This is a genomic window from Mesorhizobium sp. GbtcB19 (assembly GCF_019091085.1).
In the GTDB taxonomy this organism is placed as follows: Bacteria; Pseudomonadota; Alphaproteobacteria; order Rhizobiales; family Rhizobiaceae; genus Mesorhizobium.
Map to the genome: position 1 here is coordinate 71,400 of NZ_JAGXJY010000020.1, position 24,708 is coordinate 96,107.

At 63.1% G+C, this 24,708-nt stretch carries 34 protein-coding genes and 1 pseudogene; 12 read left to right on the forward strand and 23 right to left on the reverse strand.

Annotation, left to right across the window (positions count from 1 at the left end; genetic code table 11):
* Window positions 1-20: 20 nt before the first annotated feature.
* The 3 genes from KVT37_RS26415 to sppA all read right to left on the reverse strand — a co-directional run bounded on the left by KVT37_RS26415 (window position 21) and on the right by sppA (window position 1,732).
* Window positions 21-353 carry a DUF1049 domain-containing protein gene (locus KVT37_RS26415; RefSeq protein ID WP_217577950.1) on the reverse strand — a complete coding sequence of 111 codons (333 nt, stop codon included), beginning with the start codon at window positions 351-353 and terminating at the stop codon, window positions 21-23.
* 59 nt (window positions 354-412) lie between these two features.
* Entirely contained in the window at window positions 413-697 is a 285-nt protein-coding gene (locus KVT37_RS26420) for an integration host factor subunit beta (protein WP_027165368.1), read from the reverse strand.
* 78 nt (window positions 698-775) lie between these two features.
* Window positions 776-1,732: a signal peptide peptidase SppA gene (gene sppA, locus KVT37_RS26425; RefSeq protein WP_217577951.1), complete on the reverse strand. Its 957-nt coding sequence runs from the start codon at window positions 1,730-1,732 to the stop codon at window positions 776-778.
* Between the two features lie 291 nt (window positions 1,733-2,023).
* Between sppA and lptC the strand changes: the two genes are divergently transcribed.
* From lptC to ptsN, 6 genes are all read left to right on the forward strand, one after another.
* Window positions 2,024-2,737 carry an LPS export ABC transporter periplasmic protein LptC gene (gene lptC, locus KVT37_RS26430; protein ID WP_217577952.1) on the forward strand — a complete coding sequence of 238 codons (714 nt, stop codon included), beginning with the start codon at window positions 2,024-2,026 and terminating at the stop codon, window positions 2,735-2,737.
* Window positions 2,724-3,317 (forward strand): LptA/OstA family protein, encoded by a 594-nt coding sequence (locus KVT37_RS26435; RefSeq protein WP_217577953.1) that lies wholly within the window; start codon window positions 2,724-2,726, stop codon window positions 3,315-3,317. Before lptC ends, KVT37_RS26435 begins: the two co-directional genes overlap by 14 nt.
* On the forward strand, window positions 3,317-4,135 hold the full coding sequence (gene lptB, locus KVT37_RS26440) for an LPS export ABC transporter ATP-binding protein (protein ID WP_112096590.1): 819 nt from the start codon (window positions 3,317-3,319) through the stop codon (window positions 4,133-4,135). Before KVT37_RS26435 ends, lptB begins: the two co-directional genes overlap by 1 nt.
* Window positions 4,136-4,335: 200 nt before the next feature.
* Window positions 4,336-5,865, forward strand: coding sequence for an RNA polymerase factor sigma-54 (gene rpoN / locus KVT37_RS26445; RefSeq protein WP_217577954.1), 1,530 nt, complete (start codon window positions 4,336-4,338; stop codon window positions 5,863-5,865).
* 276 nt (window positions 5,866-6,141) lie between these two features.
* Complete coding sequence (gene raiA, locus KVT37_RS26450; RefSeq protein ID WP_217577955.1) at window positions 6,142-6,729, forward strand: ribosome-associated translation inhibitor RaiA; 588 nt, start codon at window positions 6,142-6,144, stop codon at window positions 6,727-6,729.
* Between the two features lie 62 nt (window positions 6,730-6,791).
* Complete coding sequence (gene ptsN, locus KVT37_RS26455) at window positions 6,792-7,256, forward strand: PTS IIA-like nitrogen regulatory protein PtsN (protein WP_217577956.1); 465 nt, start codon at window positions 6,792-6,794, stop codon at window positions 7,254-7,256.
* 79 nt (window positions 7,257-7,335) lie between these two features.
* On the opposite strand, the gene KVT37_RS26460 is transcribed toward ptsN, so the two are convergent.
* On the reverse strand, window positions 7,336-7,593 hold the full coding sequence (locus tag KVT37_RS26460; protein WP_112096587.1) for a DUF1150 family protein: 258 nt from the start codon (window positions 7,591-7,593) through the stop codon (window positions 7,336-7,338).
* A gap of 63 nt (window positions 7,594-7,656) precedes the next feature.
* Window positions 7,657-8,082 carry an Hsp20 family protein gene (locus tag KVT37_RS26465; RefSeq protein WP_217577957.1) on the reverse strand — a complete coding sequence of 142 codons (426 nt, stop codon included), beginning with the start codon at window positions 8,080-8,082 and terminating at the stop codon, window positions 7,657-7,659.
* A gap of 142 nt (window positions 8,083-8,224) precedes the next feature.
* Here KVT37_RS26465 and KVT37_RS26470 point away from each other — a divergent pair, with 142 nt between their 5' ends.
* On the forward strand, window positions 8,225-9,166 hold the full coding sequence (locus KVT37_RS26470; RefSeq protein WP_217577958.1) for a nucleoside hydrolase: 942 nt from the start codon (window positions 8,225-8,227) through the stop codon (window positions 9,164-9,166).
* Window positions 9,167-9,344: 178 nt separating this feature from the next.
* On the opposite strand, the gene KVT37_RS26475 is transcribed toward KVT37_RS26470, so the two are convergent.
* The 8 genes from KVT37_RS26475 to KVT37_RS26510 form a co-directional block, all read right to left on the reverse strand.
* On the reverse strand, window positions 9,345-9,959 hold the full coding sequence (locus KVT37_RS26475; RefSeq protein WP_217577959.1) for a LysE family translocator: 615 nt from the start codon (window positions 9,957-9,959) through the stop codon (window positions 9,345-9,347).
* 94 nt (window positions 9,960-10,053) lie between these two features.
* The gene (locus tag KVT37_RS26480) at window positions 10,054-11,505 is read right to left on the reverse strand and encodes an amidase (RefSeq protein ID WP_217577960.1); all 1,452 of its coding nucleotides are present in this window, start codon (window positions 11,503-11,505) and stop codon (window positions 10,054-10,056) included.
* A 3-nt stretch (window positions 11,506-11,508) separates the two neighbouring features.
* Complete coding sequence (locus KVT37_RS26485; RefSeq protein WP_217577961.1) at window positions 11,509-12,414, reverse strand: ribokinase; 906 nt, start codon at window positions 12,412-12,414, stop codon at window positions 11,509-11,511.
* 154 nt (window positions 12,415-12,568) lie between these two features.
* The gene (locus KVT37_RS26490) at window positions 12,569-13,051 is read right to left on the reverse strand and encodes a hypothetical protein (protein ID WP_217577962.1); all 483 of its coding nucleotides are present in this window, start codon (window positions 13,049-13,051) and stop codon (window positions 12,569-12,571) included.
* Window positions 13,026-13,595, reverse strand: a complete 570-nt coding sequence (locus KVT37_RS26495) for a hypothetical protein (protein ID WP_217577963.1) — start codon at window positions 13,593-13,595, stop codon at window positions 13,026-13,028. Before KVT37_RS26495 ends, KVT37_RS26490 begins: the two co-directional genes overlap by 26 nt.
* A complete protein-coding gene (locus KVT37_RS26500; protein ID WP_217577964.1) occupies window positions 13,562-13,954 on the reverse strand; it encodes a hypothetical protein in 393 nt (130 codons plus the stop codon). Before KVT37_RS26500 ends, KVT37_RS26495 begins: the two co-directional genes overlap by 34 nt.
* A gap of 124 nt (window positions 13,955-14,078) precedes the next feature.
* Window positions 14,079-14,549 carry a hypothetical protein gene (locus KVT37_RS26505; RefSeq protein ID WP_217577965.1) on the reverse strand — a complete coding sequence of 157 codons (471 nt, stop codon included), beginning with the start codon at window positions 14,547-14,549 and terminating at the stop codon, window positions 14,079-14,081.
* 238 nt (window positions 14,550-14,787) lie between these two features.
* Window positions 14,788-15,690, reverse strand: a complete 903-nt coding sequence (locus KVT37_RS26510; RefSeq protein ID WP_254634269.1) for a methylated-DNA--[protein]-cysteine S-methyltransferase — start codon at window positions 15,688-15,690, stop codon at window positions 14,788-14,790.
* Between the two features lie 115 nt (window positions 15,691-15,805).
* On the opposite strand from KVT37_RS26510, the gene KVT37_RS26515 reads away from it, so the two are divergent.
* A complete protein-coding gene (locus KVT37_RS26515; protein ID WP_217577966.1) occupies window positions 15,806-16,621 on the forward strand; it encodes a class I SAM-dependent methyltransferase in 816 nt (271 codons plus the stop codon).
* Window positions 16,622-16,630: 9 nt separating this feature from the next.
* Here the strand turns inward: KVT37_RS26515 and KVT37_RS26520 are convergent, their stop codons facing one another.
* The gene (locus tag KVT37_RS26520) at window positions 16,631-17,125 is read right to left on the reverse strand and encodes a DUF2244 domain-containing protein (protein ID WP_217577967.1); all 495 of its coding nucleotides are present in this window, start codon (window positions 17,123-17,125) and stop codon (window positions 16,631-16,633) included.
* Window positions 17,126-17,148: 23 nt separating this feature from the next.
* On the opposite strand from KVT37_RS26520, the gene nth reads away from it, so the two are divergent.
* On the forward strand, window positions 17,149-17,955 hold the full coding sequence (gene nth, locus KVT37_RS26525) for an endonuclease III (protein ID WP_217577968.1): 807 nt from the start codon (window positions 17,149-17,151) through the stop codon (window positions 17,953-17,955).
* A gap of 89 nt (window positions 17,956-18,044) precedes the next feature.
* Here nth and KVT37_RS26530 read toward each other — a convergent pair whose 3' ends face one another.
* On the reverse strand, window positions 18,045-18,500 hold the full coding sequence (locus KVT37_RS26530; protein ID WP_217577969.1) for a DUF2214 family protein: 456 nt from the start codon (window positions 18,498-18,500) through the stop codon (window positions 18,045-18,047).
* Between the two features lie 197 nt (window positions 18,501-18,697).
* Between KVT37_RS26530 and KVT37_RS26535 the strand changes: the two genes are divergently transcribed.
* Window positions 18,698-19,252, forward strand: coding sequence for a GNAT family N-acetyltransferase (locus tag KVT37_RS26535; protein WP_217577970.1), 555 nt, complete (start codon window positions 18,698-18,700; stop codon window positions 19,250-19,252).
* Window positions 19,253-19,285: 33 nt separating this feature from the next.
* Here the strand turns inward: KVT37_RS26535 and KVT37_RS26540 are convergent, their stop codons facing one another.
* From KVT37_RS26540 to KVT37_RS26565, 6 genes are all read right to left on the reverse strand, one after another.
* The gene (locus tag KVT37_RS26540) at window positions 19,286-19,684 is read right to left on the reverse strand and encodes a DUF1801 domain-containing protein (RefSeq protein ID WP_217577971.1); all 399 of its coding nucleotides are present in this window, start codon (window positions 19,682-19,684) and stop codon (window positions 19,286-19,288) included.
* 78 nt (window positions 19,685-19,762) lie between these two features.
* Window positions 19,763-20,212: a DUF1801 domain-containing protein gene (locus KVT37_RS26545; RefSeq protein ID WP_217577972.1), complete on the reverse strand. Its 450-nt coding sequence runs from the start codon at window positions 20,210-20,212 to the stop codon at window positions 19,763-19,765.
* Window positions 20,212-20,445: a hypothetical protein gene (locus KVT37_RS26550; protein ID WP_217577973.1), complete on the reverse strand. Its 234-nt coding sequence runs from the start codon at window positions 20,443-20,445 to the stop codon at window positions 20,212-20,214. Before KVT37_RS26550 ends, KVT37_RS26545 begins: the two co-directional genes overlap by 1 nt.
* Before the next feature lie 35 nt (window positions 20,446-20,480).
* A complete protein-coding gene (locus KVT37_RS26555; RefSeq protein WP_217577974.1) occupies window positions 20,481-20,873 on the reverse strand; it encodes a VOC family protein in 393 nt (130 codons plus the stop codon).
* Between the two features lie 78 nt (window positions 20,874-20,951).
* On the reverse strand, window positions 20,952-21,362 hold the full coding sequence (locus tag KVT37_RS26560; RefSeq protein WP_217577975.1) for an SRPBCC domain-containing protein: 411 nt from the start codon (window positions 21,360-21,362) through the stop codon (window positions 20,952-20,954).
* Window positions 21,359-21,682 carry a helix-turn-helix transcriptional regulator gene (locus KVT37_RS26565; RefSeq protein ID WP_217577976.1) on the reverse strand — a complete coding sequence of 108 codons (324 nt, stop codon included), beginning with the start codon at window positions 21,680-21,682 and terminating at the stop codon, window positions 21,359-21,361. Before KVT37_RS26565 ends, KVT37_RS26560 begins: the two co-directional genes overlap by 4 nt.
* Window positions 21,683-21,764: 82 nt before the next feature.
* On the opposite strand from KVT37_RS26565, the gene KVT37_RS26570 reads away from it, so the two are divergent.
* Window positions 21,765-22,664, forward strand: a complete 900-nt coding sequence (locus tag KVT37_RS26570; protein ID WP_217577977.1) for an NmrA family NAD(P)-binding protein — start codon at window positions 21,765-21,767, stop codon at window positions 22,662-22,664.
* Window positions 22,665-22,840: 176 nt separating this feature from the next.
* On the opposite strand, the gene KVT37_RS26575 is transcribed toward KVT37_RS26570, so the two are convergent.
* Window positions 22,841-23,308 carry an NUDIX hydrolase gene (locus KVT37_RS26575; protein ID WP_217577978.1) on the reverse strand — a complete coding sequence of 156 codons (468 nt, stop codon included), beginning with the start codon at window positions 23,306-23,308 and terminating at the stop codon, window positions 22,841-22,843.
* Between the two features lie 249 nt (window positions 23,309-23,557).
* Window positions 23,558-23,854, reverse strand: coding sequence for a hypothetical protein (locus KVT37_RS26580; protein WP_217577979.1), 297 nt, complete (start codon window positions 23,852-23,854; stop codon window positions 23,558-23,560).
* Between the two features lie 326 nt (window positions 23,855-24,180).
* Here KVT37_RS26580 and KVT37_RS26585 point away from each other — a divergent pair.
* Window positions 24,181-24,708: pseudogene (locus tag KVT37_RS26585) on the forward strand (hypothetical protein); the annotation flags it as partial.

Genomic DNA, 24,708 nt, shown 5'->3' on the forward strand with positions numbered 1-24,708 from the left:
GCTCCGTAGGCGCTGTCTGGTCAGTTCGTCGGCTTGGGCAGCGCCGGTCCCTTGGGCGCCGCCGGCGCGCGGCTCACCGCCTGGCGCAGGTTTTCGGCTTCCAGGCCGCGCTGGCGCGCGAGCTTGCGGTAGCGGCCCTGCTTCACCCAAGTCGCCATGCTGCCGACGACCATACCGACGGCCAAGGCCAGGAACAGGAAGATGAACAGCGGCAGGTTCAGCGTCAGCGCGGGATTGCCGGGATGGAATGGATCGAGCGTGAAGGCGACTGAGCCGCGGTTGGCGACGGCGAGCGCGATCAGGATGATGGCCAGCGGCACGAAGACCACGACGAGGATGAAGCGATTGAACATCAGGTTTCCATATAGAGCGGCTCGCGCCAAGATGCCGTTTCAACCCGCCGGCGCGGCGCCTATTTGCCGCCGTTCAGCCTTTCGCGCAACTCCTTGCCGGTCTTGAAGAACGGCACCCACTTTTCCTCGACCTCGACGGACTCGCCGGTGCGCGGGTTGCGGCCGGTGCGGGCGGGGCGATTTTTCACTGAAAAGGCGCCGAAACCGCGCAACTCGACCCGGTTACCCTCGGCAAGCGCGTCGGTGATTTCGTCAAAGATCGCGCCGACGATGTTTTCGACGTCGCGCAGGAAAAGATGCGGGTTGCGTGCAGCGATGATCTGCACAAGCTCCGATTTGATCATAGAACGTTCCCCGTAAAACCACTGTAATCGATTATCAGGATGATTTTTATTGATTTTTTGGCTCGTACCAACGGCGCCTCAAGGGTGCCAGACCGAAACGAGACCGTCAAGAAACAAGCGATCGGCGCCAAGTTCGTGGATGACATCGCCGCCGGCATCCGGCAGGCCAAGCGCCTTCGCCGCCACTCTTGCCATCGACTGGGAGAACAGGAAACCGCCGCGCCTGTCCTTGTCCTTCCATTCGACGACCTTGAGCTTGGCGTCGACGCCCTTGGTCGCCAGCCAGTCGATCGCCTCCTGCTCGCCGCCGACGGCGTCGACCAGATGATTGGCCAGAGCCTGGCGGCCGGTGAAGATCGAACCGTCGGCCAGCGCCAGCGCCTGGTCATGCGTCATCTTGCGGCGGTCGGCGACGATGCCGACGAACCAGTCATAGCTGTCGAGGATCAGTTTGCGCACCATGGCGCGCTCGTCGTCATTGGTCGGCTTGAAGGGCGACGGCGAAGCCTTGAGCGGCGATGACTTCACTTCCTCAAGCTTGATGCCGAGCTTGTCCATGAGGCCGCTGACATCGGGATACTGGATCAGAACGCCGATCGAGCCGACGATCGAGGTCTTGCGAGCGACGATGTGGTCGGCGGCACTGGCGATCATATAGCCGGCCGATGCCGCCAGCGTGCCGACTTCGGCCACCACCGGCTTGTCGCCGGCAAGCTTGCGCACCGCCTCGAAGATGGATTCGCCGCCAACAGTCGTACCTCCGGGCGAATCGATCGACAGGATGACGCCCTTGACCTCAGGCGAGGTGCGGATCGCCTCCAGCCTTTTGAGCAGCTCCTCATTTTCGGTGATGGTGCCTTCGATCTTGACCTTGGCGATATGAGGGACCGCCTGGCCGGTAAAATTATCGTCATAGAACCAGGTAGAGATGGCGATGACTGCAGCCGCCAGAACCACAAACGCGGCGACGCGCCAGAAGGTCAGCTTGCGGCGCAAGCGGCGGCGGTCGATCAGGTCGTCGGCTCTCATTGCCATTGTCAGCCTCATGGGTCGTGGGAAAGCACGCTTTTAAAGCAAGCCTTTGCGCGCGGCTACCGTTTCCTGAACGGCCTGGCCTTGAGGTTCGGCCTTGACGCCGCGCTTGACGAAAAATTAACGCAAGCGGTTCGTATCTGCTATGAAGTACAGGCTGCGCCGCAAATTTGCTCCCGATTTTGCGGGCGGCAGCTGTCACATTTTTGCAGTTTTCGTTCGCTTGTGCTTGCTTGTAGGTGTCGGCATACCACCTATAGGCGGTGTTTGGGCGGACAAAGGTCCATTAGAAGCATGTTGGCGCGATCTGACGAAACGAGCGATGCCGAAACGGCATCGGCTCCGGCGGCCCAAGGCGGCACGCGTGGCGATGCCTTCAACCGCGCGCAGCGGCACTCGCGGCGCGTGCGCGTGCTGAAATTCGCGGTGCCGCTGCTCGCGGTCGCGATTGCCGTCGCCTTTCCGGTCTACTCCTACCTCAAAGCGCCCTTGTCCATCTCCGTGCAGGCCGACGGCACGGCGTTTTCCGACGGCAAGCTGGTGATGGCCAATCCGAAGCTCAACGGCTTCACCAAGCAGAAGCTGCCATACTCGCTGACCGCCACCAGGGCGACGCAGGATGTCGGCCAGCAGGCTGTCATCGACCTCGACGGCATCAACGCCAAGCTGCCCGTCGCCACCGACAATATCGTGTCGGTCGATGCCGCGCACGGTATCTACAACCGCGACGCCAACACGATGGACCTCACCAGCGAGGTCAGCGTGACGACGACGGACGGCCTCGTGGCGAAGTTCAAATCGATCTTCCTAGACATGGGCAAAGGCTCTATGAAGACGAGCAATCCGGTCGACGTCAGTCGTGGCGGGTCGCGCATCACTGCGGATTCGATGTCGGTCGAGGACAATGGCAGGCTCGTCGTCTTCGAGAACCGGGTGCGGGTCAACATCGATCCAGCTGCGCTGAAGGCAGCGGGGGTACAAAGTGGAGAACAGAATGCGTCGCAGTAGAACCGCATGGCTTGTCGGCGCGACCTCCGCATTGCTGGTGCTGGGAATGGCGCATTCGTTCGCGCAGTCGAGCGCGACCAGCCAGATTCCCGGGCTGAAACTGTCGGGCGACCAGCCGATCCAGATCGAAAGCGACAAGCTCGAGGTGCGGCAGAACGACAGCATGGCCGTGTTCAGCGGCAATGTGACCGTCAATCAGGGTCCGACGCTGCTCAAGGCCGGCAAGATGACGGTGTATTATGTCAAGGATCCCAAGGCCGACAAAAGCGCGGCCGCCGGTGCGTCGGCAATGACGGGCGCCGCCAACATCGATCATCTGGAGGTCGAGAACAAAGTCTACATCAAATCGAACGACCAGATCGCCACCGGCGACACCGGCAAGTTCGACATGAAGACGCAGGTGCTCGTGCTCTCGGGCAAGGAAGTGGTGCTGTCGCAAGGCGACAACGTGCTCAAGGGCTGCAAGCTCACCGTGCAGATGAAGACCGGCCTTGGCAATGTCGAAGGCTGCCCCCGCGTCATCATGATGTTCAAGCCGCAGAAACAGGACGCGCAGCAGCAGGGAGCGTCGAGCAACTAATGGCCGGCGTAACATCGCTGCTTGCCCGTCTTCCGGGGCGGGCGGCCGCCCGGCCGGCTGCGTCGGCGACGGTCGGCGCCGACAAGGAAAAGTTCAAAGGCACCCTGATCGCCAAGGGCCTGACCAAGAGCTACAAGGGCCGCAAGGTGGTGAGCGGCGTCACGATCGGCGTGCGCGCAGGCGAGGCGGTCGGCCTGCTCGGTCCCAACGGCGCCGGCAAGACTACCTGTTTCTATATGGTCACCGGCCTTGTGCCCGTCGATGAAGGCTCGATCGAGATCGATGGCTTCGATGTCACCTCGATGCCTATGTACCGGCGCGCTCGCCTTGGTATCGGCTATCTGCCTCAGGAAGCGTCGATCTTCCGTGGCCTGAATGTCGAGCAGAATATCCGCGCCGTGCTGGAAGTGGTCGAAAAGGACCGCAAGGTGCGCGAACGCAACCTCGACGAGTTGCTCGAGGAGTTCCACATCAGCCATCTGCGCAAGGCGCCGTCGATGTCGCTGTCGGGCGGTGAGCGCCGGCGTCTGGAGATCGCGCGGGCGCTGGCGACGCGGCCGGCCTATATGCTGCTCGACGAGCCCTTCGCCGGCATCGATCCGATCGCCGTCGCCGACATCCAGCAGCTGGTGCGTCACCTCACGGCGCGCGGCATCGGCGTTTTGATCACCGACCACAATGTGCGTGAGACGCTCGGCCTGATCGACCGCGCCTACATCATCCATGCCGGCCAGGTGCTGACGCATGGCCGTGCCGACGAGATCGTCGCCAATGCCGATGTGCGGCGCCTCTATCTCGGCGAAGGTTTCACGCTCTGAGCGTGAAATAGCTTTCCCTGCAGTGAATTTGGCTCGGTTTCGACGGTTTTTTCGCGAATTCTACGCCAGATAACGCTCCGGTAAGCCGCTCCTGCTAGCGTTTTCCTTGACAAGCAAAAGCCGGGCCAGTTTTTATGGCTGGCCGGGAAAATCTGCTTCGGCACGGGTCCGATGCGTAGACGAGGCGTTTGAATCACACCATGGCGCTGGCAGCCAAACTGCAGCTCAGACAATCCCAGTCGCTGGTGATGACGCCGCAGCTGATGCAGTCGATCCGGCTGCTGCAGCTCACCCATGTCGAGCTCGAACGCTTCATCGACGAGGAGATCGAGCGCAATCCGCTGCTGGAGCGGGCGGAACCTCAGGACGACGCCGCAGGCGATCAATCCCAGAAAGGCGAGACCGCCCCGGAGAAGGATTCCGATGGCGACTGGTTCGAGGGCGAGACCGAGTGGAGCGCCGAAGCGATCTCGCAAAAGCTCGATTCTTCCCTCGAGAACCTGTTTCCCGACGATCCCGGCACCAGCGAGAGGCTGGGGCCTGATCTTACAGCGCAGTGGAAGTCGGCCGCCGGCGGCGGTGCGGGCACGGCATCGTCGGAAGGGTTCGATGTCGGCGACATGGCCGCGGCGGTCGTCACGCTGCGCGAACATGTCGGCGAGCAGATCGCGCTTGCGTCGCTCAGCCCGGGCGAGCGGCTGATCGCGGGAGAGCTCGCCGACGGGCTCGACGAAGCCGGTTATCTGCGCACCGACCTCGATGAGATCGTGGCCCGGCTCGGGACGGACGGCGCGACGGTGTTGCGCGTGCTTGGCGTCTGCCAGACCTTCGAGCCGGCCGGGCTTTTCGCGCGCGACCTTGCCGAATGCCTGTCGCTGCAATTGGCGGTGCGTGACCGGCTCGATCCGGCGATGAAAGCGCTGGTCGCCAATCTCGAGCTTCTGGCGCGGCGGGATTTCCAGACGCTGAAACGCCTCTGCGGCGTCGACGAGGAGGACCTTCTCGACATGCTGGCCGAGATCCGCGCGCTCGATCCGCGGCCAGGCCTGGCGTTTTCGGGCGGCGCCAGCGATGCGATCGTCGCCGATGTCGAGGTCCGCGCCGCCAATGACGGCAGCTGGGCGGTGGAACTCAACGCCGACACGCTGCCACGCGTGCTGGTCGACAATGTCTATTTCGCCCGCGTTTCGAGCCACGCCAAGGACCAGGCGGAAAAGGACTTTCTCGCCGAATGCCTGCAGAGCGCCAATTGGCTGACGCGCAGCCTCGATCAGCGGGCCAAGACCATCCTCAAGGTGGCCTCTGAGATCGTGCGGCAGCAGGACGCCTTCCTCGTCCATGGCGTGCGGCATCTGAAGCCGCTCAACCTGCGCACGGTGGCCGATGCCATCGGCATGCATGAATCGACCGTCAGCCGCGTCACCGCCAACAAATATATGCTGACGCCGCGCGGCGTGTTCGAGCTGCGCTATTTCTTCACCGCATCGATCGCCTCGGCGGAAGGCGGCGAAGCGCATTCGTCCGAGGCCGTGCGCGACCGCATCAAGCAATTGATCGACGAGGAAAAACCCGCCGACGTGCTTTCCGACGACGCCATCGTGGACATGCTCAAGCAAAGCGGGATCGATATTGCCCGCCGCACCGTCGCGAAATATCGCGAAGGCATGAATATCGCATCCTCGGTGCAGCGGCGACGCGAGAAACGCGCGCTCGCCAACGCGGGCCGTTGAAAGCGCGCCGGAAGGCTGATTTTCCACAATTCTCAAGCTTCATTGACAAGCCGCAATGAAGTGTCTAGAAGCCCGCCCGCATGAGCAGGGCGGTAATGCCAGCTTGCAAATGGGTCCGTCAGACAAGGCCATGGACGGCCAAGAAGGCGACTTGTGATCAACCGAAAAGTTCGGGTCTAAAATCGGCGCGCATGCCGCTGCGAAGCTTGTGCGCGCGCACCACGGGTATAAACTCGGGAACAGTTTGAAGCCTGGGCAAGGAAGGTCAGTTTTCAGATGAATCTACGCATTTCGGGAAAACACATGGACATCGGCGATGCGTTTCGCACGCGCATCAACGATCGTGTCGGCGAAGCGATCGAGAAATATTTCGATCGGGGTTTTTCAGGACATGTCACGGTCATCAAATCGGGGTCGCGTTTCTCCGCCGACTGCATGGTCCGGCTCGATTCCGGCGCTTCGCTGCAGGCGACCGGCGACGCCCAGGACCCGACGCTCGCCTTCGAGGCGGCGGCCGATCGCCTGGAAACGCGACTGCGCCGTTACAAGCGCCGGCTGAAGTCACGCAATACAGGCAACGGCAATGGCGAGGAGCCGACCGACATCGCCTACACCGTGATGGCGCCTCTCACCGACGACGAGGAAGACATTCCGGAGGATTTCGCTCCGGCCATCGTCGCCGAATCAAGCATGACGCTGCGGACCATGTCGGTGGCGTCGGCTGTCATCGAGCTCGACAACAGCGACAGCCCAGTCTTCCTGTTCCGCAATGCCGGAACCGACCATCTCAACATCGTCTACCGCCGGCCGGATGGCAATATCGGCTGGATCGATCCGTCGACGACCAAAGTCGCGCAGGGATAAAAAGCCAGCCGCGCAAGGGGGCGACGACTGGCGCGGCAAGGCGAGCAAGGGATTTTTCAAGCATGGATCTCAGTGATCTCATCAGCGTCCCGGCGATCATGCCGGCGTTGAAGGCGAATTCCAAAAAGCAGCTTCTGCAATTGCTGTCGGAGAGGGCCGCGGCGATTTCGGGGATTCCGGAAAGGGAGGTGTTCGACACCATCCTGCAGCGCGAACGGCTGGGTTCGACCGGTGTCGGCAACGGCATCGCCATTCCGCACGGCAAGCTCGCCGGCGTGAAGCGGATCGCGGGCGTCTTCGCCCGGCTGGAAACGCCGGTCGATTTCGAGGCGCTGGACGACCAGCCGGTCGATCTGGTTTTTCTGCTGCTGGCGCCTGAGGGCGCGGGCGCCGACCATCTCAAGGCGCTGTCGCGCATCGCGCGCGTGCTGCGCGATGCCGATACGGTCGCCAAGATCAGGGGCACGCGCGATGCTGTGGCGATCCACGCGCTCTTGTCGGATACGCAGGCCTCGAACGCGGCCTGAGGACTTTAGGTTTTTGGGGATTAAAACCTTCGGAGGGCCGCCAAAGGCGGCCCTTTCCATTCTGAAACCAGCAGTCCCGTTAGTGAATGGCGACCGTGGTCAGATCGTTCTCCAGCGCACCCGCCAGCGCCCGGTCGCGGGCATCGGAAAGCAGGATCGGCTGGCCGTTGGCGGCAAACAGCGCCCACAGCTCCATGCCAGGCGCGATTTCCTCGAGACCGGGGAAGCGGCCGCGCAGGTCGTCGCTCGAGACTTTCCGGAGATAAGCGACCGAACCTTCGCCGAGATGGGCGAGTTCGCCGCTGGTCATGGTGTTCACTTCGTCAGTTCTGGTCATTTCAAGCCTCCTTGGCGCGAGGACGCCAGGATTGGCCGCCTCGCATAGAGCCATCGGCGAAGATCAGTCTTTCACCGATATGTTTATTTTCCGTACCAGCCGCTCGGCCTCAGGGCGGTCGAGATCGATCGACAACAGGCCGTTCTTCAGTTCAGCAGCGATCACCCGCATGCCGTCGGCCAGCACGAAACAACGCTGGAACTGGCGCGCGGCGATGCCGCGGTGGAGGAATTCGCGCTCGGTGTCGTCAGTCTGACGGCCGCGCACGATGAGCTGGTTTTCCTCCGTGGTGACATCGAGGTCGCTCTCGGCGAAACCCGCCACGGCCAGCGTGATGCGCAGCCTCTCGGCGTTGCCGTCGTTAGCGTTCAGGCGCTCGATGTTGTACGGAGGGTAGCTGTCGCCCGACTTCGCCAGACGCTCAAGCGTCTTTTCCATGGCATCGAAACCCAGAAGAAGCGGGCTGGAGAAGGGCGTCATTCGAGACATTGTTACACTGTCCTCTGAAGAGCGACACAAACTGGAAAAACCCGGATGGCATTTTTCCCGATGGTCTTGATATGGTCCGCCGGCCGATCAAGTTCAAGCCGTTAAGACCCCCGCCCAAAAAGACTCCCCAAAAGGAATTGACATGCCGCAGTCCCGAAAGATCATCATCGACACCGATCCCGGCCAGGACGATGCCGTCGCCATCCTGTTGGCGCTCGGCAGCTCCGAGCTGAACATCGTCGGCATCACCGCCGTTGCCGGCAACGTGCCGCTGAAACTGACCCAGAACAATGCCCGCAAGATCTGCGAGCTCGCCGGTCGCCCCGACATCAAGGTCTATGCCGGCGCCATCCGCCCGCTGGCGCGCCAGCTCGTCACCGCCGAGGAAGTGCATGGCAAGACTGGCCTGAACGGGCCGCAACTGCCTGAGCCGACCATGCCGTTGCAGGAGCAATACGCCGTCGATTTCATCGTCGAGACGCTGATGCGCGAGGAAAGCGGCACGATCACGCTCTGCCCGCTCGGACCGTTGACCAACATCGCGCTGGCGCTGATCCGCGAGCCCAGGATCGCGCCGCGCATCAAGGAAATCGTCTTGATGGGCGGCGGGTTCTTCGAAGGCGGCAACGTCACGCCGGCCGCCGAATTCAACATCTATGTCGACCCGCAGGCCGCCGATCTGGTGTTCAAATCGGGCATCCCGATCGTGATGATGCCGCTCGACGTCACCCACAAGGCGCTGACCACCTCCAAGCGCATTCAGGCTTTCCGCCAGCTCGGCACCAAGGTCGGCACCGCGACGGCCGAGATGCTGGAATTCTTCGAGCGCTACGACGAGGAGAAATACGGCACCGATGGCGGGCCGCTGCACGATCCGTGCGTGATCGCCTATCTTCTCAAGCCGGAGCTGTTCAAGGGCCGCCGCTGCAATGTCAGCGTCGAGACCGCGTCGGAGCTCACCATGGGCATGACGGTGATAGACTGGTGGGGCGTCACCAAGCGCGAGAAGAACGCCATGGTGATGCGCGACATCGACCATGACGGCTTCTTCGCGCTGCTGGTGGAGAGGCTCGGGCGGCTGTAGCGCCTCTCCCTTCCCCCCTTGTAGGGGAAGGTGGATCGGCGCGAAGCGCCGAGACGGATGAAGGGTGTTCCAGCTTGGCGATATGCTTGAAATTGCCGCCGTCTCATTTCTTCCAACACCCCTCATCCGGCCGCTTCGCGGCCACCTTCTCCCGCAAGGAGAGAAGGGGAAGAGGCGCTTACTTCGCCTTCGAGAACGCCAGCCACAGGCCGCCGCCGACCAGGAAGCTGCCGCTGATCCTGGACATCAGCCTGACGCGGCTGGCAGACAGCAGGCGGCCGGCGCGACCGGCGGCAAGGGCGTAGGTCGAGTCCGACATCGCGGCGAAGATCATCGCGGTCAGGCCCATCACCACGATCTGCAGCGTGTAATTGCCCTGCGGCGCGATGAACTGCGGGAAGAAGGCGCCGAAGAAGACCAGCGTCTTCGGGTTGGAGATCGCCACCAGAAGCCCCTGCAGGAAGAAGCCGCCGCGCGGTTTTTTGGCCGAGCCGTCGGGGTTGAGCGTGCCTTTAGCGCGGAACATCTGCACGCCCATCCAGATCAGATAGGCGGCGCCGATCAGCCGCACCCATTCGAACCAGTGGCCCATCCCGGCGATCAGCGTGTTGAGGCCGATGCCGACGATGGCGATCATGACGGCAAGGCCGGCCTGGGTGCCGGCGACGTTGGCCAAGCCCGCGCGCCAGCCGTGGCGGATGCTGTTGGCGATGATCAGCGTGACCGTTGGCCCGGGCACCAGGATGATGACGATGCAGGCGACGACATAGGTTGCGTAAAGTTCCAGCGACATGATTGTTCCTCGAACGGGGACGCGGCGGTGGCTGCGGATCAATGCACGCCGCCGCCGCCGGCGCAAGCCGTCCAGCCTTGCCGACGGAGACTGCTCAGGTCGCCCCCGCCGCCCATGGCAGCGTTGCCTCATAGGCGGCGCCCGCCTTTAGCACGGCGAGGTCGCCGCGCGGGCGGCCGATCAACTGCATGCCCATCGGCCGGCCCTCGCCGTCGAAGCCGGCCGGCACGTTGAGGGCCGGGCAGCCGCCCAGCGTGGCGAAGGCCGAGACCTGCATCCAGCGGTGATAGCTGTCCATGGCGCGGCCAGCGACCTCGCGCGGCCAGTGGGTCGAGACGTCGAAGGGAAAGACCTGCGCGGTGGGCAGGGCGACGAGGTCGAACCGCTCGAACAGCGACAGCAGCGTCTTGTGCCAGGAGGTGCGGCGGACCGTTGCGGCATGGATCTGCGGCGCAGTCAGGCGCATCGCCTGTTCCACTTCCCAGATGGCCTCAGGCTTCAGCAGCTTGCGTTTGGCCGGATCGTCGTAATGCGCCTTCAGCCCGCAGCCGCTGCTTGACTGGCGCAAGGTGACAAACGCCTGCCACAGCGCCTCGAAGTCGACATCCGGCACCAGCGCTTCGCTCTCGAACGACGCGCCGGCGAAGCGGGCGAGCGCAGCCTCGCAAAGGTCGAGCACGCCCGGTTCCGTGGGCAGATGGCCGCCGAGATCGCCCAGCCAGGCGACGCGGCCGCCGGTCGCTTTCGTCCGCAAGCCGTCGCGGAAGGAGCCCTCCTTGGCATGCGACAGCGGCGCCTGCGGGTGATAGCCGGCCTGTTCGTCGAGCAGCAGCGCGATGTCGGCAATGTTGCGGCCCATCGGCCCTTCGACACCCATCTGGGCGTGGAAGACATCGAAATCCGGGCCAGCCGGCACGAGCCCCTGGGAAGGGCGGAAGCCATAGACGTTGTTGTAGGCGGCCGGATTGCGCAGCGAGCCGCCAAAGTCGCTGCCGTCGGCGACCGGCACCATGTCGAGCGCGAGCGCCACAGCCGCGCCGCCGCTCGAGCCGCCGGCGGTGAGCTTCGGGTCGAAGGCGTTGAGCGTCGGCCCGAACACCGGATTGTAGGTGTTGGAACCCAGGCCGAATTCCGGGACATTGGTCTTGCCGATGATGATGGCGCCGGCCTTGCGGACGCGCTCGACGAAGAAATCATCCATGTCGGGGACGAAGTCGGCGAAGATCGGCGAGCCGAAGGTGGTCCTGAGCCCCTTGGTCAGGGCGAGGTCCTTGATGGCGATGGGCAGGCCGAACAGCGATCCGGCCTCGCCGCCCCGCGCCAGATGGGCATCGGCGCTCTCGGCCTCGGCCAGGATATCGGCGCGCTCGCGTAGCGAAACGATGGCGTTGACCAGCGGGTTCACCGCGTCGATGCGGTCGAGGAAAGCGCCGACGACTTCACGTACCGAGAGTTGTCGCTGTCTGATCCTGTCGGCGAGCTCGACGGCGGAGAGGCGGCAGATATCGCCGGCCGGCGACACGGCATGTTTTGTGACGGGACGCATGACTTAGCGCGCTCCCGCCAAAGCCGCGTCGACATCCTTGCCCAGCGGGATCGCCGGCTGCGCGCCGGGCTTCAGGCAGGCGAGCGAGCCAGCCGCGGCGGCGCGGGTGATTGCATCCTGAAGCGACAGGCCGGACGACAGCCCGGCGCCGAAATAGCCGCAAAAAGTGTCGCCGGCGCCGACCGTGTCGACCGGGGTGATCTTCAGCGCCGGAACGGTGAGGAAATCGTCCGGCGTGGCGGCGAGCACGCCGTCGCCGCCCAGCGTGACGACGATGGCACGGCCGGTCTTTTGCGCATAGTCGCGCATGCGGGCAGGGCGGTCGCGCCCCGAAAGTGCCAGCGCCTCGCCATAGAGATCGAACTCGGTTTCGTTGGCCACGGCATAGTCGGCCTTGCCGACGAAGCCGGCGGCTTCGGCGCGGAAGGGGGCGGTGTTGAGCACGCTCACGGCACCCGCGGCGCGTGCCGCGTCGAGTGTTGCCTCCACCGTCTGCAGCGGGATCTCGTGCTGCAAAAGCACGACATCGCCTTTTTTGAGATAGGCCTTGGCAACATCGCCCGGCACCACCGAATCATTGGCGCCCGGCACGACGGCGATGACGTTTTCGCCGTCGTCGCCGACCAGGATCAAGGCGGTACCGGTGGAGGCGAAGCTTTCTCCGACACCGGAGAGATCGACATTGCCGGCCTTGAGCAGCGCGAGCGCTTCGGCGGCAAAGCTGTCCTTGCCGACCGCGCCCACCATGCGCACTTGCGCGCCGGCGCGCGCCGCCGCCAGCGCCTGGTTGGCGCCCTTGCCGCCGGGCGCGGTGGCGAAACTCGATCCGCGCACCGTCTCGCCGGGTTCCGGCAAGCGGTCGACATTGGCGATGAGGTCGAGGTTGATCGAGCCGACGACGATGATCAAGAAGTGCCTCCTGCGGGGGACGGTGCTGCCCTCGATTGAAGGTCGAGCTACCCCAAGTCTTTGCTTTTACACAATTGATTGCGCGGGAAGCTAGCGGCAAAGACCGCCGTTTGCCAGATCATGCCGGTTGTGCGGGCTTTCGGCCCGCAGGGCATCATTCGCAGCGCACCGTGACCGTGCCCTGATAGTTGCCTGCCGGGAAGATGCCGGGCGATTTCGTGGCAGTGAGATCGACCTGGATGGTGTGGGTGCCGTTGGTCACCCGCTGCGGCGAACTGCCCGGTATGTCCGCTCCCGAGCCGTCGAGACGAAAGACGGTGGCGAAAGTGACGTTGGTGTCGCCGCCGCTTGGCGCCGAGGTGAAAGCGATCGGCGCCGGCGCGGAGACAGAGTAGCAGTCCAAGAGATTGAGGATGGTGCACAGAAGCGAGCTTGCGGTGATGGTGGCGCCGGCGCTCGAACCGCCCGCCTGCTTGGAGCCGAGGATGTTGATGGCGGGGTTCGATTTCATCGTACCCGATGCGCCGATCATAATCGTGCAGGTGCCGATGATCGCCGCCTGCGCCGGGGGACAGAGGCAGGCAAGCGCCGCTGCCGCCAACAGCGCGCGGCTATTTCCGCTTCTTTTTCTTCTCATTGCCGGTCGTGCCTCTGATGGTCCAGCCTTCATTGGCCCACCCCGCTGATTTGACCTGTGCCGCGCTGGCTTGGGCCGCGCTGGGCTGGGGCGCCGGGCCTTGAGGTGTGGAGGCGGCCACACTCCCCGTCGTCTGGCCATCGGCGCCGAGGCCCATTTTGAGCAGCTTCAATTCAAGCTGCAGGCGCTCCACTTCCAGCTCATAGAGGCGGCTGCAATCGACGCGTTTCGGCGTCCGCCCGATCGGGATCACCACGCGGCCATAGGTGGCGACGTCGCTGTTGGCCTGATTGCTCGAGTTGTTGCCGCGGATGATGCCGAGGTCGAGATAGGCACCGCTGCCGGAAACAGCTGACCGGCAGGTCGTGCCGTCGCTGGCGTGAACTTCGTCCTGGCCCTGAGGCAAGGTCACGCCGGGCAGGCTGAAACCGGTCTGGTTCTGGTTGAGGTTCAGGATATCCTCGGCAAGCCCCTGACTGACGACAGCCAGGACGGGCAGCAAGGACAAGGTCAGAACCTGCGATGCCCGAAGAACTTTCCGCATATCTGTGCCCTTATCTGGGTCTGCTCGCTTGGAAAGGGGATACTCTCGGTACAGATACGCACTTTACGCTCGTTCGCGCCGTCGAACGGGACGACCACCAGGACAGGGCGCGACGCCTGGCCGGCGAGAAGGAAGGCGCTCGGCGTGATCCTGGCGGCGACCGGCTCGAAATTCTGGTCGTAGACATGAACCTCGACGCGTATGCGCTGGTTATACGGATTGCCGGGGAAGACGCGAACGGCGAAGGCATCGGTGAAGGATCGCACCTCGCCGCGCATCGGCGTCATCGACTGGCCGGTCGCAGCAACGGGAGACAGCGCGGCGGTCAGGCCCGCCGCCAGGATTGCAATTCTTCTCAAGGACCGCTCCTTTCCCTAGAGCGTTTCACCGTTTCACGGAAACGGCGAACCGCTCTATCCCTTTGTTTTTACGCAGTTCCGGGCGGAAAACCGATCACACTTTTCCTGGAACTGCTCTAGAGGACTATTCGCAGCGCAGCGTCACCGTTGCCTGGTAGTTGCCGGCGGAGAAGCGGTTCGTGCCGCTCTTGGTGCCGGCGAGATTGACCGCCACCGTCGATGTGCCGGGCACGGTCAGCGCGGTCGCGGTGCCGGTTTCAGCGATCGTCTGCGCGCCAGTGGTGGCAAAGGTCGGCGTCCAGGTGGTGGCTGTGACGTCGCTGGACGGCACGGTCGTTGTCGTCACCGGGTCGACGCTGAGCTGGACGCCGCCCGTGGTATCGACTTGCGCGCTGCCGGCGGATCCGCCGGCATTGTGCGAGCTCAGCGACTGAAGATTGCTGCTGACGGTCATCGTGCCGTTGGAGTTGATGGTGATCGTGCAGGTCGCGGTGATGGTGCCGTTGAACAGCACGTTCCCGGTGGCGGCCGATGCCGTCTGGTGGGCGCAAGCGGCCAGCAAGCTCGCGGCCATGGCGGCGCGAAAGGACTTCATTGAGACCCCTCTTTCGAGCCGGATGATGCGGCTCAATGTAGGGGTCATCTTCCCTTTATCGTGGTTAATTTAGCGTTAAGTGAAATAATGTCGGAAAGCAACTTAAAAGAAAACCGGCGATAACCATAGGTTGTCGCCGGTTGCATTTTACGAATAAGTCAGTCTGTTTATTTGATCTGTACCGATTTATATTACAATATACGGTTTTTCGCAATGGGATGCGAAAAAATCGATTGTTTCAGGACACCTGTCCGGCCTCCCAGCCGAGGATGGCGCGCTTGCGCGTCAGGCCCCAATGGTAGCCGGTGAGCGCGCCGGATTTGCCGAGAGCGCGATGGCAGGGCACCACGAAGGACATCGGGTTGGCGCCGACCGCCGCGCCGACGGCCCGGCTGGCGCTGGGATGGCCGATGCTGGCCGCGATCGAGGAATAGGTGCAGGCCTTGCCCATCGGGATGCGCAGCAAGGCTTCCCAGACGCGCAGCTGGAAATCGGTGCCGATCATCACCACGCGCAGTGGCTGGTCGGCTCGCCATTGCGTCGGGTCGAAGACCCGTGCCGCATAAGGCTGCGTGGCCGACATGTCCTCGACGTAAGTCGCGTTCGGCCAGCGGCCGGACATGTCGGCGAAGGCTGCCCGCTCGCCGCCGGCGTCACAGAAGGCGAGGCCGGCGAGGCCACGGTCGGTAACCATGATCAGCGCGATGCCGAAAGGCGAGATGTGGTAGCCATAGCGGATCGTGAGACCGGCGCCGCGTGTCTTATAGTCGCCGGGCGACATCGCCTCATGGGTGACGAAGAGGTCGTGCAGCCGGCCGGGGCCGGACATGCCGAGCTCGAACGAGGTCTCCAGCAGCGGCATGCCGGAATCGAGCAGCCTGCGTGCATGGTCGAGCGTCACCGCCTGCAGGAAGGCCTTGGGCGACAGGCCCGCCCAGCGGGTGAACAGTTTTTGCAGGCCGGTCGGCGTCTCGCCGACTTCCTCGGCCAAAACTTCGAGCGAGGGCTGGTCGCGGTAGTCGAGGCTGATCTTCTCGATGGCGCGGCGCACGACGTCATAGTCGCTGCCTTCGGGCGTGATGTCGTTCTGGAGGATCGCGGTCGGTTTCATCTGCGTATTCATGGTCATCTGAGCGTTCATGGCAATATCTCCTTGGCCGCGAATATCGGCCTTCCAGAGCTTTGCCTCCACCCGAAACTTGCCTTTCTGCCGCTGGTACCCAGATAGAGCTGGCTTCGAGGCGAAAAGGACAATCATGGCCGGCGAAAAGGTCGATCTGACAGGGGCGAAGGAAACCCTGCTGATGACGCTTTACGGCAAGGCGCTGGAGAGCCGGCTGCCCAATTCGCTGCTTCAGGATCGCTTCGCCGACGAGGCGGTGAAGAAGATCGACTATGATTTCTCGCGGCTCAAGGTCGACGGTAACCTCGGCGTCGGCTTTGCCATTCGGGCAAAGACGCTGGACGCGCAGGTCGGGGATTTTCTCGCCAGAAATCCGGATGCGATCGTGCTGCATCTCGGGTGCGGGCTCGATACGCGCGTTTTCCGGGTCGATCCGCCGCGGGGCGTGGATTGGTTCGATGTCGACTACCCGGAAGTCATCGAGCTGAGGCGCAGGCTCTATCCGCCGCGCGAGCGTTACCATCTGGCCGGTTCGTCGGTAACCGAACCGGGATGGCTGGCGGACGTGCCGCGCAATCGCCCGACAATCGTGGTGGCCGAAGGCCTGGCGCCGTATCTCGCGGCCGACGAGGGACTGCTGCTGCTTGGCCGGCTTGTCGCGCATCTTGTCGGCGGCGAGGTGATATTCGACGCCTACAGCAATTTCGGGCTGAAGCTCATGCGCCTCAGCCCGGCCATCAAGGCGACGGGCGCCGAAGTCCACTGGGCCATCGAGGATCCGCGCGAACTGGAGCAGGCGATCCCGAAACTTCGCTTCATCGGCGAGATTCCGTCCTATAAGCCGGAGCGAGGGGCGCGCCTGGGCTGGTCCGCGCGTTTGTTCGTCGGTCTCTGGAAGCTCATCCCAGCGATGCGCAAGGTCGGCAGGCTGCTGCGCTACCGGTTCTGAGCCGCCTGCTCAGCGCGTCTTGGCGGTGACCAGAGCGCGCGAAAAGGCGGTGGCGAAACTTTCGCGATCGTCGGGATTGAGGAAGCCGCCGATCGCCACGCTCTTGCCCTGCGCTTCGACGGCCATCCTGGTGATGCCGATCTCGGCATGGCGGGCGATCGAGAAGCGTGTCCAGAACGGATTGAAATGATGCGCTTCCGAGCGGCCGGAAGGCGCGGTCTTGCGGATGTCGAGGCTGGTGCGCGACACGGAGATTTCCTCGCGGGCGCGGGCGGCGCGGTAATTGGCGCGGAAGGCGATGTAGACGGCGATCACGTCGAGGCCGAAGAAGCCGAACACCGGCCAGGCGCCATGCGCCAGGAAAAAGACGCCGGTGACGATCCAGCCGAAGACAAGCGCGCCCATCAGGATCAGGAAGCCGGTGCGGCCGAGCGAGCGATGCGGCGTCAGCAAGGCCTGGAAAAATGGCTCGTCGGCTTCGAATGAGGCGTTTGTGTCGCTCATGAGGGAATATTATAGGAAGGGACATGGCGCCTCCCAAGTCCAAAAAATCCATAGCTGTCAAAAAGCCTCAGTCGCCCGTCTCTGGCGGCAGCAGCGTCGGCGCGAGGCGGCCGCGCAAAGCCGCTTCGCGCTCGCTCTACACGCCAGCCGAGGTGCATGAGATCTTCCGGCGCTTTTCAGTGCAGCGGCCGGAGCCGAAAGGCGAGCTCGACTATGTCAACGCCTTCACCTTGCTGGTCGCCGTGGTGCTGTCGGCGCAGGCGACCGACGCCGGCGTCAACAAGGCGACCAAGGCGCTGTTTGCGGCGGCCGACACACCGGGCAAGATGCTGGCGCTCGGCGAGGCCAAGGTCGGCGACACCATCCGCACCATCGGGCTTTGGCGCAACAAGGCGAAGAATGTGATCGCGCTCTCCAAGGCACTGATCGACGACTATGCGGGCCAGGTGCCGCAGGAGCGCGACGAGCTGGTGAAGCTGCCTGGCGTCGGGCGCAAGACCGCCAATGTCGTGCTCAACGTGGCCTTCGGCCAGCATACGATGGCGGTCGACACGCATATCTTTCGCATCGGCAACCGGATCGGGCTGGCGTCAGGCAAGACGCCGGAGCAGGTCGAACAGGGGCTGCTCAAGGTCATCCCGGCCGAATTCATGCGGCACGCGCATCATTGGCTGATCCTGCATGGCCGCTATGTCTGCAAGGCGCGCAAGCCCGATTGCCCGGCCTGCGTCATCGCCGACATCTGCAAGTCGAAGGAAAAGACCACCGACATACCGGCGCCGCTGGTGCCGATCGCGCCGCTGGATGAGACGTTTCCGGTCGAGGCCTAGAGCGGTTCACCGAATCGCCGAACCGCTCTAGGTCTTTGTTTTGCGCAATTCCGGACGGAAAACCGCTGCGCACTTTTCCTGGAATTGCTTTAGTAACCGTAGCCGCGCGCCATGGCGGCGGCAAAGACCGGGATGAGCAGGAAGATGAAGCCTTCGGCGCGGACATAGTTCTTCACCGAAGCGAGTTCAGCCGCCGGCACCGCGAAAGACGGATTGCCACTCGCCTGCCTGTTCCACGAGATGAAGCGCATGGTGGGCACGATCGACAGCAGGCCGACGATGATGAAGGCGATCATCTTCGCCCAGAACACCCAGTTGTAGACGTAGAACTCCCAACCTTTCAGGCCGTATAAGACGCGCCCGATGCCGACGATGACGATCAGCGCGGCGATGATGCCGTAATGGCGATCGATGCCGGCAAGGCGCTTGAGCGTCGCCGCGCCCAGATCGCCACGCACCAGCACGAACTCGGCGCCGATGATGCCGGCCAGCGAGAACACCAGGAGGTGATGGATGATCGCCAGCAGAAGGTCGGTGGTGTCCATGCTTCTCCTCCGGTCGACTAGCCGTGCCCGGTTCGCAACCTAGCATCGTCGGGCGAAAAGCCCATAGCCGCGCTCGCTGTGGATGGCGCCATCTCCTGACAGTCCGTTGCCCGCGCTGGGAGATGCATCGTGCCGTTCTGGCCCTTGCTCGATCGCGCTGGTTTGCTAAGCGCTGCCGCCTCAATTGAGGAAATGCCATGAGCATCAAAAAGGAAGCAGGCGTGCTGATCCTGGAGACGGCGCGCACGATTCTGCGGCCGCACCGGCTGGGCGATTTCGAGACCTATGCCGCCATGTGGGCGGAGCCTGCCGTCACCCGTTTCATCGGCGGCAAGCCGCGCACGCGCGAGGAAAGCTGGATGCGCTTTCTGCGCCATGCCGGCCTGTGGTCGCTTATCGGCTACGGATTCTGGGCGATCGAGGACAAGGCGACGGGGCGCTTCATCGGCGAGGTCGGCTTCCACGATCTGAAGCGCGACATCCAGCCATCGCTCGAGGGTGTGCCGGAAGCCGGCTGGGCGCTGGCCTCGGAGGCGCATGGCCGCGGGCTTGCGAGCGAAGTCGTCGGGCGGATCGTCGCCTGGAGCGACGGGGCGTTCGGGCAGGTGCGAACCGTCTGCATCATCGATCCCGAAAACGGCGCTTCGCTCAAGGTGGCCGAGAAGAACGGCTATCGCGAAGTCCTGCGCACCACCTATCACGATAAGCCGACGATCCTGTTGGAGCGGCAGGCGGGAGGGGCGGTAGGCTAGTCTAGCGCGATCCACGATCGCGTTCGGCGCCGATCAGCGTTTGGTTTTCGACTTGTTCAAGGCCACGGCTTCGCGAACGAGTGCCTTCAGCGCGCCTTCGTCGATCTTGTCGCCTTCCTTGAAATCGATGGCGCGCCTGGTGTTGCCTTCGAGGCTGGAGTTGAAGAGCTTGGCCGGATCGGGCAGTGCCGCGCCCTTGGCGAAGGTCAGCTTGACGATGGCCTTGTAGGTCTCGCCGGTGCAGATCATGCCGGCGTCCTCCCAGACCGGCACGCCGCGCCATTTCCATGTCTCAACGGCTTCCGGCGCGGCTTGCCGGATAAGGGCGCGGAGCCGGGCAAGTGTGTCGCCGCGCCAGTCGCCCAGTTCCTTGATCCGTCCGTCGATCAGCTCCGACGCAGACTTGCCGTCCTGTACGCTGCTTTCCTGCATATCCGGTTCTCCTTCGAGGCTGAATTGAGATTGCCACCGTTACCGTTTCCGGGAAACGGCGCTTGATCATTCGTGCGTTTACATCCGTTCGCCGGGCAGTTGGCTTGCCTGTTTCACCCAGGAGACGAATTGCTCCTCGTCGAGCCGGCCGTCCTCATGGATGTGGACGTAGCGCGTGTCCTTGCTCCTGGATTCGACGGGAGGCACGGGTTTCAGCGACAGGCCGCGGAAGAACGCCACCTTGATGTATTTGGCAAAGCAGTGGATGCCGAGGAACCATCCCGCGCCTTCCATGCCATAGAATGGGGAGTTCCATTTGACGGTCTTCCGCACATCGGGAACGGCCTCAACGATGAGCTGGTCGAGCCGAAGCCCGACCTCGCTCTTCCAGCCCGGCATCGCCGCGATATAGGCCTGCACCGGCGCGTCGCCATAACCCTTGGCGATCTGCGGGTTGCCGCCAGAAAGCAGGACAGGTTTCGTGTCCCCCGATCCGGCGGCAGTCTTCGGCGATTTCGCCTTCGCCATCAGGCCGGTCCCATGCGCCCGCGCGCCGGCTCACCACGTGATTTGGCGACATAGGGCAGCACGAACATATAGAGCCCGCTGAACAGCAGCAGGAAAAGCGGCGGCAGCGGCGAATAGACTACCCAGGCTGGAGGCACGCCCAATGCCATGGTGACGAAGTTGGCGATGACGGTCATGGTAAAGACAATCGACAGCCAGCGATGAAACTGCCTGATCCATTTGCTCCAGTCCAATGCTACCTCCTCTGTCGAACGATTGAAACGTCGGCTTACCAGCGGGCCAGTTGCGATAGCTGAATGAGATTGCCGCAGGTGTCGTTGAGCTGCGCGATGGTCGCGCCCGTCACCGCGGTCGGCGCCATGGCGAAGTTGCCGCCACTGGCCTTGATGCGCTCATGGTCGGCCTTGATATCGTCGGTGAAAAGCATCAGCGCCGGCTGGCCCTGCTTGAAGATGGCCTGCTGATAGGTCTTTGCCGCCGGATTGTCGTTGAGCGCCAGCTGCAGTTCGGTGCCGTCCGGATCGTCGGGCGCAGTAACGGTCAGCCAGCGAAACGGCCCATTGGTGAAGTCGGCCTTCTTGGTGAAGCCCAGAATTTCGGTATAGAAACCGAGCGCCTTCTCCTGGTCGTCGACATAGATGCTGGTCAGCTTGATCTTCATTTTGGTGTCTCCATTGCTTACGCCTGCGGCTTGCAACGCCGCCAGGACCATGTCTGTCGTTTGAAGCTTTGGCGGACTTCAGTCGATCCGCGAAAGCAGCTGCTCCAGCGCCGCGATGTTGCGCTTCCAGCCCACCGTGGCGCCGCGATAATACGGCTCCTGGTCGGCGCGGAAGCCAACCTGTTCCATGCGCAGATGCGTGCCCGTGCTCGTCGGAGTGAGCGTCCAGGTGACCACGCTTTCGAGGTCTTTCGTGTCCCAGCTGTAGGACAGGGTTTTATTGGCTTCGACCGTCCGCACCTGGCAGTCGACGCCACCCCATTCGGCGCTCATGTTGAAGCGATGGTCCACGACCGGCTTGAAGTTGCTCTTCATCAGCCACTCCTCGATGAGATGCGGTTGGGTAAGCGCGCGCCAGATCTTTTCCGGCGGAAAAGGTATCTCGCGCTCGACGACGACGGAGCGCGTTGCGGCCTGCACTTCATTCATTGATCCATCCTTTTGAGCAGTTCCTCCAGATCGTCGAACCGGCTTTCCCAAAACCCCGCCATGTCGCGCGTCCAGTCCATCAGTGGCGCGAGCGCCTTGAGTTGCGCGCTGTAATGGGTCTGGCGCCCTTCGTGACGATCGCGCACCAATCCGGCCTCCTTGAGCACGCCAAGATGCTTCGACACCGCCGGCTGCGAGACGCCGGCCTCGGCAGTGAGGGCCCCGACCGTCTGCTCACCCTGGCGGCACAGACGTTCGAAGATGGCGCGCCTGGTCGGATCGGCAAGCGTCCTGAACAGCATATCGTGCGTGGCCGGCATCTCAGATCGATAACCCGTTGGCTATTGATTGACGTATAACCATTGGGATATATGTGAGTCAAGGGGAAAGCTGGAGCGGTGCATGATCCTCGTAACAGGAGCCACTGGCCATGTCGGTCGCAGCGTTGTTCGCAGGTTGGCAGCGCGCGGCCGCGAGGTGGTCGCGATGGTCCGGGACATCGATGCCGCGCGTCGCCGGCTGCCCGCCAAGATTCCGCTGCGCGTTGGCGATTACGTGGACATCCGCTCTCTGCAAACCGCGTTTGATGGCGTCGATGTGCTGGTCCTGATCTCGAGCGACGGCGAGGCAGATGCCGTCATGCGGCACCATGCCAACGCCATTGACACGGCTGCTGCCAGTGGAGTCCGGCACATCGTGTTCACAAGCATCATAGATGCCGACGAGGTGTCGCCGTTTTACTTCGCCGATGTCTATCGGACCTCGGAGCGCCAGCTGGCGCATTGCGGCGTGCCTTCGACCGTTCTGGCATGCGGCCTCTACTCGGATTTCATTCTCGAACATTGGCTGCAGCCCGGTGTTGCGTCGGGGGAACTCGCCCTTCCCGCCAGCTATGGTCAATTTGCGCCGATCTCGCGCGACGATGTTGCTGCCGCCATAGCGTCTGTCGCCGCCAGACCAGAGAAATTTGGCGACACTCGGATGCTCACCGGAGATCAACTGCTCGATTTCAATGATGTCTGCACCATCTATCGCAAGGTGGGCGGCAGGCCGTTGCACTATCGCGCGTGCGCCATCGAAGAATATTTGACTGCAGCATCGGCTCGGCTCGACGATCCCTGGCCCCGTGCCTTTGCAAGCCTGTGCGCCTCGATCGGCCATGGCCGCTACTGCTATACGATGAACCACTTTGCAGGAATTACGCGCCGCAAGCCGGAAAGCTTCCGCGATTTTCTCGTTCGAACACTATCGGGAATTCCGCCGGGCGAGTTGCCAAGCTCTAACCGGCAAAATCCGCGTTGAGACTTGCCACGTCAGCGGGCGTTTCATGCGCTCGATGAGGCCGCGTCGGCGCGCTTGCTCGGACCGGCGAGAGTCGGCGCACCGGGCACAAGGGACCGCTGCCCCGGGAATGGCTGTGGGCCTATACCGGCGCACCGGTACGGCCTTTCCCGAACGACACGGAATAGAGTGACTATCTATGCCGGGGGAGATGCGGGAATGGTCAAATCCCTGAGCAGCGTCGAAAGTTCCGGCTCGTCGATGAGCAAGGCGGCATCCGTCGCCGGCAGCCATGCGCGCTGCCGGTTCGCGGCCTCCTGCCAGTCGGCAAGCTCCTCGGTGACCTCGAGCAGATAGACCGCCACGTCGACGCGGATGAAACCGTTGGTCATGCGTTTCCAATAGGAATAGGTGCCGGCAGGCTGCTTCAGCGCCTTGCCGAGAACGCCTGCCTCTTCCTGGGCTTCGATCGTTGCCGCCTTGCGCCCGCTCTTGCCCTTCATCGGCCAGCCCTTGGGCACGATGAAACGCCGCGTGGTGCGCGAAGTGACCAGCAACACTTCGACGCCACCGTCCTCGCGCAACCGGAACGGAATGGCCGCCACCTGGCGAATCCGTTGCCCTTTCTTGGCCCTGCGAACTGCTTTCTTCTTGGTTGTTGCCATCCCAAATTCCGGTGAGAGCAGCATCCCTGCCACATGCTATCCGCGCGGCAAAAACCCTGTCCCTTGCAAACCCTAGAGCGTCCCGCCGTTTCGTGGAAACGGCGAACCGCTCCATCTCTCTGTCTTTACGCAATTCCTGACGGAAAACCGTGTCACACTTTTCCAGGAATTGCTCTAAAACCACCGCCCTTGCAATCCGGCATTTTTGCCAGCAAGTAAGTCGGCTAATAAACTGAAAAAAACAAAATGTCAGCGGCAAACCCGAGAAATCGTGTTGCCGACCGCTTCCGTCCGGCATGTCTGGCCATAGATCGGCACATTGGGCTGGGGTTTCGGTGCCGCCTGCCGGTCGAGGTCGCGATACAATTGCTGCTGCTGCTGGAATTGCTGCCGCTGCAACTGGTTCTGCAACTGCTGCAACTGGTTCTGGTCCACCAATGCGTTGCGGTTCGTCGGGATGACGACCTGCGCGGAAGAGGGCGCGGCCTGCGCAATCGCGGCCGCCAGCAAGGCGCCTGCAAGAACAATCAGAGCATGACGAAGCATCCGGTCGGCTCCCGTACGAAAAACATGCGTTTTATATAGTGCGGCCGGTCAACGGCGCCATGGGCGACTGGGAAACGTGATGCCGTTCACGGAAGCCGCGCGATTGCCGTCATATGACGACTGGCAAACGTCGTCCAATTTGGTCAGTGTCCCTTACGTAAGTTTTTGGGTTCCACAACCAAAAAGTTAGGGTATCCTTAAAAAGACACCGCTCAGCAACCGGACGGTGTGTCGACTTGAATGGACGTAAAACGCGGCCTGCAAGCCGCAAGGGGACCGTGACGCCGACCTCGGGGGGTTGAGTGCGGTCGCGAACGGGGTGGGGCATGGCGTTGTTTTCGAATCGGCGCGCGCAATGTGCGTTGTCCATTGCGGATCATCGGTCGACGTCGGCGGGGCCAACTGAAACGGGTGATTTCAACCTCTGCCGGGCTGCGGTTTTCGCCGGCCGTCTCAGTTTTCTGCTCGGTGCGACGGCCCTGGCGGGGCTCCCCGTCTATTGCGGCTCTGCGCATGCGCAGGTGGTGATCAACCATGACGGGACGCCTGGCGACGATGGTGCCAATGCCTTCGGCGATTCGGACGGCGATAACGGCGGCCCTGGCGGAAATTCCACCTTTACCAACAATGCTCCCATCTCCACGGTGGGAACGGCTGCCTTCGTGGGCAGCGCCAAGGGCGGCGACGGCGGCGATGGCGGCACCGTCATCCACGCCACCCCAATCCCGCCCTTTGTCGAACTCGAGGGCGGTGACGGCGGCGATGGCGGGCCTGGCGGGGTCGTCGACATCACCAACACGGCGGTGCTGCAGACGTCAGGGGGGTCCGCCGGCGGCATCCTCGCCAACGCAAGC

Coding starts and splice junctions, on each gene's coding strand:
- KVT37_RS26415 (WP_217577950.1), bottom strand. CDS start 353: ATGTTCAATCGCTTCATCCTCGTCGTGGTCTTCGTGCCGCTGGCCATC.
- KVT37_RS26420 (WP_027165368.1), bottom strand. CDS start 697: ATGATCAAATCGGAGCTTGTGCAGATCATCGCTGCACGCAACCCGCAT.
- sppA (WP_217577951.1), bottom strand. CDS start 1,732: ATGGCAATGAGAGCCGACGACCTGATCGACCGCCGCCGCTTGCGCCGC.
- lptC (WP_217577952.1), top strand. CDS start 2,024: ATGTTGGCGCGATCTGACGAAACGAGCGATGCCGAAACGGCATCGGCT.
- KVT37_RS26435 (WP_217577953.1), top strand. CDS start 2,724: ATGCGTCGCAGTAGAACCGCATGGCTTGTCGGCGCGACCTCCGCATTG.
- lptB (WP_112096590.1), top strand. CDS start 3,317: ATGGCCGGCGTAACATCGCTGCTTGCCCGTCTTCCGGGGCGGGCGGCC.
- rpoN (WP_217577954.1), top strand. CDS start 4,336: ATGGCGCTGGCAGCCAAACTGCAGCTCAGACAATCCCAGTCGCTGGTG.
- raiA (WP_217577955.1), top strand. CDS start 6,142: ATGAATCTACGCATTTCGGGAAAACACATGGACATCGGCGATGCGTTT.
- ptsN (WP_217577956.1), top strand. CDS start 6,792: ATGGATCTCAGTGATCTCATCAGCGTCCCGGCGATCATGCCGGCGTTG.
- KVT37_RS26460 (WP_112096587.1), bottom strand. CDS start 7,593: ATGACCAGAACTGACGAAGTGAACACCATGACCAGCGGCGAACTCGCC.
- KVT37_RS26465 (WP_217577957.1), bottom strand. CDS start 8,082: ATGTCTCGAATGACGCCCTTCTCCAGCCCGCTTCTTCTGGGTTTCGAT.
- KVT37_RS26470 (WP_217577958.1), top strand. CDS start 8,225: ATGCCGCAGTCCCGAAAGATCATCATCGACACCGATCCCGGCCAGGAC.
- KVT37_RS26475 (WP_217577959.1), bottom strand. CDS start 9,959: ATGTCGCTGGAACTTTACGCAACCTATGTCGTCGCCTGCATCGTCATC.
- KVT37_RS26480 (WP_217577960.1), bottom strand. CDS start 11,505: ATGCGTCCCGTCACAAAACATGCCGTGTCGCCGGCCGGCGATATCTGC.
- KVT37_RS26490 (WP_217577962.1), bottom strand. CDS start 13,051: ATGAGAAGAAAAAGAAGCGGAAATAGCCGCGCGCTGTTGGCGGCAGCG.
- KVT37_RS26495 (WP_217577963.1), bottom strand. CDS start 13,595: ATGCGGAAAGTTCTTCGGGCATCGCAGGTTCTGACCTTGTCCTTGCTG.
- KVT37_RS26505 (WP_217577965.1), bottom strand. CDS start 14,549: ATGAAGTCCTTTCGCGCCGCCATGGCCGCGAGCTTGCTGGCCGCTTGC.
- KVT37_RS26510 (WP_254634269.1), bottom strand. CDS start 15,690: ATGAACGCTCAGATGACCATGAATACGCAGATGAAACCGACCGCGATC.
- KVT37_RS26515 (WP_217577966.1), top strand. CDS start 15,806: ATGGCCGGCGAAAAGGTCGATCTGACAGGGGCGAAGGAAACCCTGCTG.
- KVT37_RS26520 (WP_217577967.1), bottom strand. CDS start 17,125: ATGAGCGACACAAACGCCTCATTCGAAGCCGACGAGCCATTTTTCCAG.
- nth (WP_217577968.1), top strand. CDS start 17,149: ATGGCGCCTCCCAAGTCCAAAAAATCCATAGCTGTCAAAAAGCCTCAG.
- KVT37_RS26530 (WP_217577969.1), bottom strand. CDS start 18,500: ATGGACACCACCGACCTTCTGCTGGCGATCATCCATCACCTCCTGGTG.
- KVT37_RS26535 (WP_217577970.1), top strand. CDS start 18,698: ATGAGCATCAAAAAGGAAGCAGGCGTGCTGATCCTGGAGACGGCGCGC.
- KVT37_RS26540 (WP_217577971.1), bottom strand. CDS start 19,684: ATGCAGGAAAGCAGCGTACAGGACGGCAAGTCTGCGTCGGAGCTGATC.
- KVT37_RS26545 (WP_217577972.1), bottom strand. CDS start 20,212: ATGGCGAAGGCGAAATCGCCGAAGACTGCCGCCGGATCGGGGGACACG.
- KVT37_RS26555 (WP_217577974.1), bottom strand. CDS start 20,873: ATGAAGATCAAGCTGACCAGCATCTATGTCGACGACCAGGAGAAGGCG.
- KVT37_RS26560 (WP_217577975.1), bottom strand. CDS start 21,362: ATGAATGAAGTGCAGGCCGCAACGCGCTCCGTCGTCGTCGAGCGCGAG.
- KVT37_RS26565 (WP_217577976.1), bottom strand. CDS start 21,682: ATGCCGGCCACGCACGATATGCTGTTCAGGACGCTTGCCGATCCGACC.
- KVT37_RS26570 (WP_217577977.1), top strand. CDS start 21,765: ATGATCCTCGTAACAGGAGCCACTGGCCATGTCGGTCGCAGCGTTGTT.
- KVT37_RS26575 (WP_217577978.1), bottom strand. CDS start 23,308: ATGGCAACAACCAAGAAGAAAGCAGTTCGCAGGGCCAAGAAAGGGCAA.
- KVT37_RS26580 (WP_217577979.1), bottom strand. CDS start 23,854: ATGCTTCGTCATGCTCTGATTGTTCTTGCAGGCGCCTTGCTGGCGGCC.